This window comes from Peptoniphilus sp. (assembly GCF_034090345.1).
GTDB lineage: Bacteria > Bacillota > Clostridia > Tissierellales > Peptoniphilaceae > Peptoniphilus.
This window is the reverse complement of sequence record NZ_JAXDSS010000071.1, coordinates 1-3,950: the sequence shown is the minus strand read 5'-3', so window position 1 is coordinate 3,950 and position 3,950 is coordinate 1. Positions and strand designations below refer to the sequence as shown.

7 protein-coding genes are annotated in these 3,950 nt (G+C 31.4%); 2 read left to right on the top strand and 5 right to left on the bottom strand.

Annotated elements, in window-relative coordinates; all coding sequences use genetic code 11:
- Together SOR77_RS06445 and SOR77_RS06440 are read left to right on the top strand one after the other, a co-directional pair.
- Positions 1 to 810: BCCT family transporter (locus tag SOR77_RS06445; RefSeq protein ID WP_320636324.1), on the top strand; the 810-nt coding region annotated here is incomplete at its 5' end.
- Between the two features lie 80 nt (positions 811 to 890).
- Positions 891 to 1,400, top strand: a complete 510-nt coding sequence (locus tag SOR77_RS06440; RefSeq protein ID WP_320636323.1) for a SprT-like domain-containing protein — start codon at positions 891 to 893, stop codon at positions 1,398 to 1,400.
- A gap of 33 nt (positions 1,401 to 1,433) precedes the next feature.
- On the opposite strand, the gene jag is transcribed toward SOR77_RS06440, so the two are convergent.
- The 5 genes from jag to rpmH are packed head-to-tail and all read right to left on the bottom strand — an operon-like array spanning position 1,434 to position 3,630.
- Entirely contained in the window at positions 1,434 to 2,216 is a 783-nt protein-coding gene (jag, locus tag SOR77_RS06435; RefSeq protein WP_320636322.1) for an RNA-binding cell elongation regulator Jag/EloR, read from the bottom strand.
- The gene (locus SOR77_RS06430) at positions 2,213 to 2,938 is read right to left on the bottom strand and encodes a YidC/Oxa1 family membrane protein insertase (RefSeq protein ID WP_320636321.1); all 726 of its coding nucleotides are present in this window, start codon (positions 2,936 to 2,938) and stop codon (positions 2,213 to 2,215) included. The genes jag and SOR77_RS06430 overlap by 4 nt, the downstream gene beginning before the upstream one ends.
- 9 nt (positions 2,939 to 2,947) lie before the next feature.
- Entirely contained in the window at positions 2,948 to 3,163 is a 216-nt protein-coding gene (gene yidD, locus SOR77_RS06425; protein WP_004819613.1) for a membrane protein insertion efficiency factor YidD, read from the bottom strand.
- Positions 3,135 to 3,536 carry a ribonuclease P protein component gene (rnpA, locus tag SOR77_RS06420; protein WP_320636320.1) on the bottom strand — a complete coding sequence of 134 codons (402 nt, stop codon included), beginning with the start codon at positions 3,534 to 3,536 and terminating at the stop codon, positions 3,135 to 3,137. Before rnpA ends, yidD begins: the two co-directional genes overlap by 29 nt.
- Positions 3,496 to 3,630 (bottom strand): 50S ribosomal protein L34, encoded by a 135-nt coding sequence (rpmH, locus tag SOR77_RS06415; protein WP_040552137.1) that lies wholly within the window; start codon positions 3,628 to 3,630, stop codon positions 3,496 to 3,498. Before rpmH ends, rnpA begins: the two co-directional genes overlap by 41 nt.
- Between the last annotated feature and the right edge of the window lie 320 nt (positions 3,631 to 3,950).

The window sequence follows — 3,950 nt, the reverse complement described above, 5'->3', positions numbered from 1 at the left end:
GCTATGTTCACACTTTCATCATACGTTGGACTTGATAAAGGTCTAAAAAAATTAGCCGATATAAATGCTTATTTCTACTATGGTGTTTTAATATTACTACTAGTTACAGGACCTACGCTATTCATTCTTAGAAACACAAGTGCAGGTATGGCTGAATGGCTACATAACTTCTGGTTATGGGGACTTGACCCTATAGATATAGGTGGAGCACCTTTGGTTCGTTCTTGGACACTTTTTGACTTTGCATTCTGGGTTGGATATGCTCCTGTTACAGGTATATTCTTAGGGCAAATTTCTTATGGAAGAACAATAAGAGAATGTTTAATAGTAAACCTTATCTTACCATCAGTATTCGGTATTATTTGGTTTGGAGTATGGGGAAACACAGCTATCAATATGCAACTTACAGGTCAAGCTGACCTTATAGGAATTATTCAAAATTCAAATGCTGTAATGGGTCTATTTGAATTTATGAAACATCTTCCTTTAGCAGCAATTTTGGTTCCTGTAAATCTATTTATAATATTGATTTCATTTATAACCTCTGCTGATGCCACAGCTAATAATATAGCTTCTATGTGTATTAAAGATATTCCAATCGGAGCAGAAGCTCCAGGAAGACTTAAAGTTCTTTGGGGTGCTACAATTGGTGTTATTGCAATTATTATGGCTGCATTTGGTGGAGGAGAACAAGGAGTTGCAGGTGTAAAAGCTCTTGCAGCAGCAGGTGGATTCGTAGTATTATTTATCTTCATACTTCAAGTTATATCTGCTATCAAAATGTTCTTTATCGACAAAATTGAAGAATAAATTATTGTTAGAAGTTAGCTAATCAACAGCTGACTTCTTTTTTTGATATAATACATAAATAATGAATAAAGAGGTAATTTATGTATATTACTCAAAAAATCGCAGATGAAACTCTATTAAAAGTAAAATCTGAAATCGAGCAACTTAGTATACAAGTTGGTAAAATTAACCCAAGCGTAAAACTCACATCAAATAAGACATTGCTTGGAACTTGTAACAAAATAAAAGATGGAAATTATGACTTTGAAATTAGAATTACAAAATATATTTCAAATGAACAAGCTCTAAAAAATACAATCGCTCACGAAGTCTTACACACAGTTGAAGGCTGTTTTAACCACGGCAAAAAATGGAAAGCTATGGCTGAAAAAGTAAATTCAAAATATGGATACAATATCACAAGGCTTGGCGACATTTCAGAAACCACCGGCACACCTAAATACATTGTCATATGCAAAAATTGTGGTCTTGAATACAAATACTTTAAAAAGGGAAAAGTTATAAAACTATTAGAAAGCAAGTATAAAGACAAGGTTAGATGTAGCAAGTGCAAAGGTGAGTTGAAGATAACATATTTAACAGACATATAAAAATCCCCTTAGCCTAAGCTTTGGGGACTACTTTTAATATTTTCTTTCTTTTTGAATTACTACTTTTCTATAAGGGTCTTTACCTTCTGAATGTGTAATTACTCCTTCATACTCTTGTAGTGCTTCATGGATGATTTTTCTTTCGTGTGCATTCATTGGTTCAAGTTTGATATTTCTACCGGTCTTTAAGACTTTGGATGCCATCTTTTGAGCTAAATCTTTAAGAGTGTCTTCTCTCTTTTGTCTATAGCCACTTGAATCAAGTTGAACTCTCACGTATTCATCTGTATTTTTATTTACGATAAGACTTAATAAGTATTGTATTGAGTCAAGAGTTACACCTCTTTTGCCGATCACTATACCTAATTTTTCTTCATCACCTTTTATTTCAACTTTTAAGACGTTGTTTTCAAAGTTTATGTCTAAATCTGTTTCAATTCCAAGTGAATTAAGTACCTTATCTAAAAATTCTCGACTGATTTCTTCTATTTCTCCAGAAATTGCTGATTTTTTATCAGTACTATCTTCTGCTTCTTGTATTGAAGTTGTAATTTCTTCAGTCGATACTTTGTTTTCAAATTCATCTGTTGGTTGGCTCTTCTCTGATTCGGTGAATATTTCTTTTAAGATGTCTTCTGTAGCTTCTATCTTAGAAACTTTTACTGTTGCATTTTTAGAACCTATTAGTCCAAAAAGACCTTTTGAAGATTCTTCAATTACTTCTATTTGAGCATCTTCTCTGTTTATATTCAATTCTATTAGAGCCTGACTTACGGCTTCATCTACAGTTTTTGCTGTTTTGATTACATAATTCATTTAATTTCCTCCGCCACTTCATGCGCTATAACTTTATTTGTTATATATTGTTGTACTGCTGAAAATATATTACTTACAGTCCAATATAAAGTAAGTGCTGATTGGAAATTTCTTCCCATCATAAAAATCATTATAGGCATAACTACCATCATTGATGTATTCATTGATTGAGCTTTTGGATTATTAGCTGCTGCATTTGCAGGACTCTTGCTTGCTAAAAATGAAGTAAGGAAAGTTGTAAATGCTGCTATTAATGGTAATATCATAGTTTTATCTGTCGAAGATAAAGTTTTCAGATAAAAGAAATTTTTATTCATACTTTCAAACATTACTTTATCAGTGAAAGCAAATTTCTCCGGATACATAAACACTCTATAGAATGCCATTAAGATTACTAATTGAATAATCATAGGTAGACAACCTGAAAGTGCGTTATAATTTGCATCTTTATACAGTTGTTGTTGTTTTACAGCAAGTGTCTGTGGATCGTTCTTATATTTCTTTTGTAACTTTTGTATTTCAGGTTGTAACTCAGCCATCTTCTTTTGACTTTTCATCATGTGAATATTAACCGGTAATACAACTGCCTTTATAATTATTGTTGCAATAATTATAGCTAGTGCATAAAAAGAAATACTCGCCGGTTCTTGCGGGAAGACACCTGCTAATACATCATATATAAGCTTTAGAAATCTTCCCAAGATACTACTAATGTAGGTCATCTTGCCTCCTTATACTAAAGGATCGTATCCGCCTTTATGAAATGGATGACATTTTAAAATTCTTCTCACCGCTAAGTAAGTTCCCTTAAAAAATCCATATTTATCATAGGCTTGATAGGCATATTCAGAACAAGTGGGAGTAAATCTACAATGACTTCCCACGAGTATATATTTAGAAATATAGTTTTGATAAAATCTAATTAACAACTTTGCTATTTTTACCATTCTTTTCAAACCTCTTTGCAAGATGAAGAAATGACTTTTCTAAATCTTTATATTCCAGTTCTACAGCTTGATGTTTTACAATGAATACATAGTCATATCCATCTTTTAAAGCATCAAAATTAGCTCTGTATATTTCTCTAAGCCTTCTCTTTATCTTATTTCTCCAAACAGCTTTGGCGACTTTCTTGGTTATTACAAAACCTATTCTCTTGTGTTCTAAACCATTCTTCTTATAAAAGAGCGTGAAAGTCTTATTTCCATCTGTTCTCTTCTTAGAATATACTCTCTGAAAATCTCTATTCTTTTTTAAATAACAATCCTTTATATTCAACTTACGCTGAAAGTACTTTTCTACCTTTTCTTCTTCTTGCACTTAATACTCTTCTTCCTGATTTAGTTCTCATTCTTGCTCTAAAACCATGTTCTCTTTTTCTTGCTCTGTTCTTTGGTTGGAAAGTTCTCTTCATGACTTCACCCCTTTCTTTTCAATCATTAAATTATATTGTACTTATCGCTTCAAGTCAAGGAAAATAGCTGACAGGACTTAATTTTTCAAAAATTTTTATTTGTTTTTTATATTTTTTATAACTTTTGAACAAATATTGTGAATTATTGACAATGGAAACGTTTTATGTTAGCGTATAGTTTGTAAAAACTTTTCGTTTAGGAGGAATTATTTTGAAAAATTATTTTAAAAAGTCAGCTTTATTTTTATGTATATGTCTTTTATTTTTAACAGCATGTGCTAAAGACAAAGCTACTGAAGAAAAAAACAGTTCAAAAACTG

Coding starts and splice junctions, on each gene's coding strand:
- SOR77_RS06440 (WP_320636323.1), top strand. CDS start 891: ATGTATATTACTCAAAAAATCGCAGATGAAACTCTATTAAAAGTAAAA.
- jag (WP_320636322.1), bottom strand. CDS start 2,216: ATGAATTATGTAATCAAAACAGCAAAAACTGTAGATGAAGCCGTAAGT.
- yidD (WP_004819613.1), bottom strand. CDS start 3,163: ATGGTAAAAATAGCAAAGTTGTTAATTAGATTTTATCAAAACTATATT.
- rpmH (WP_040552137.1), bottom strand. CDS start 3,630: ATGAAGAGAACTTTCCAACCAAAGAACAGAGCAAGAAAAAGAGAACAT.
- SOR77_RS06430 (WP_320636321.1), bottom strand. CDS start 2,938: ATGACCTACATTAGTAGTATCTTGGGAAGATTTCTAAAGCTTATATAT.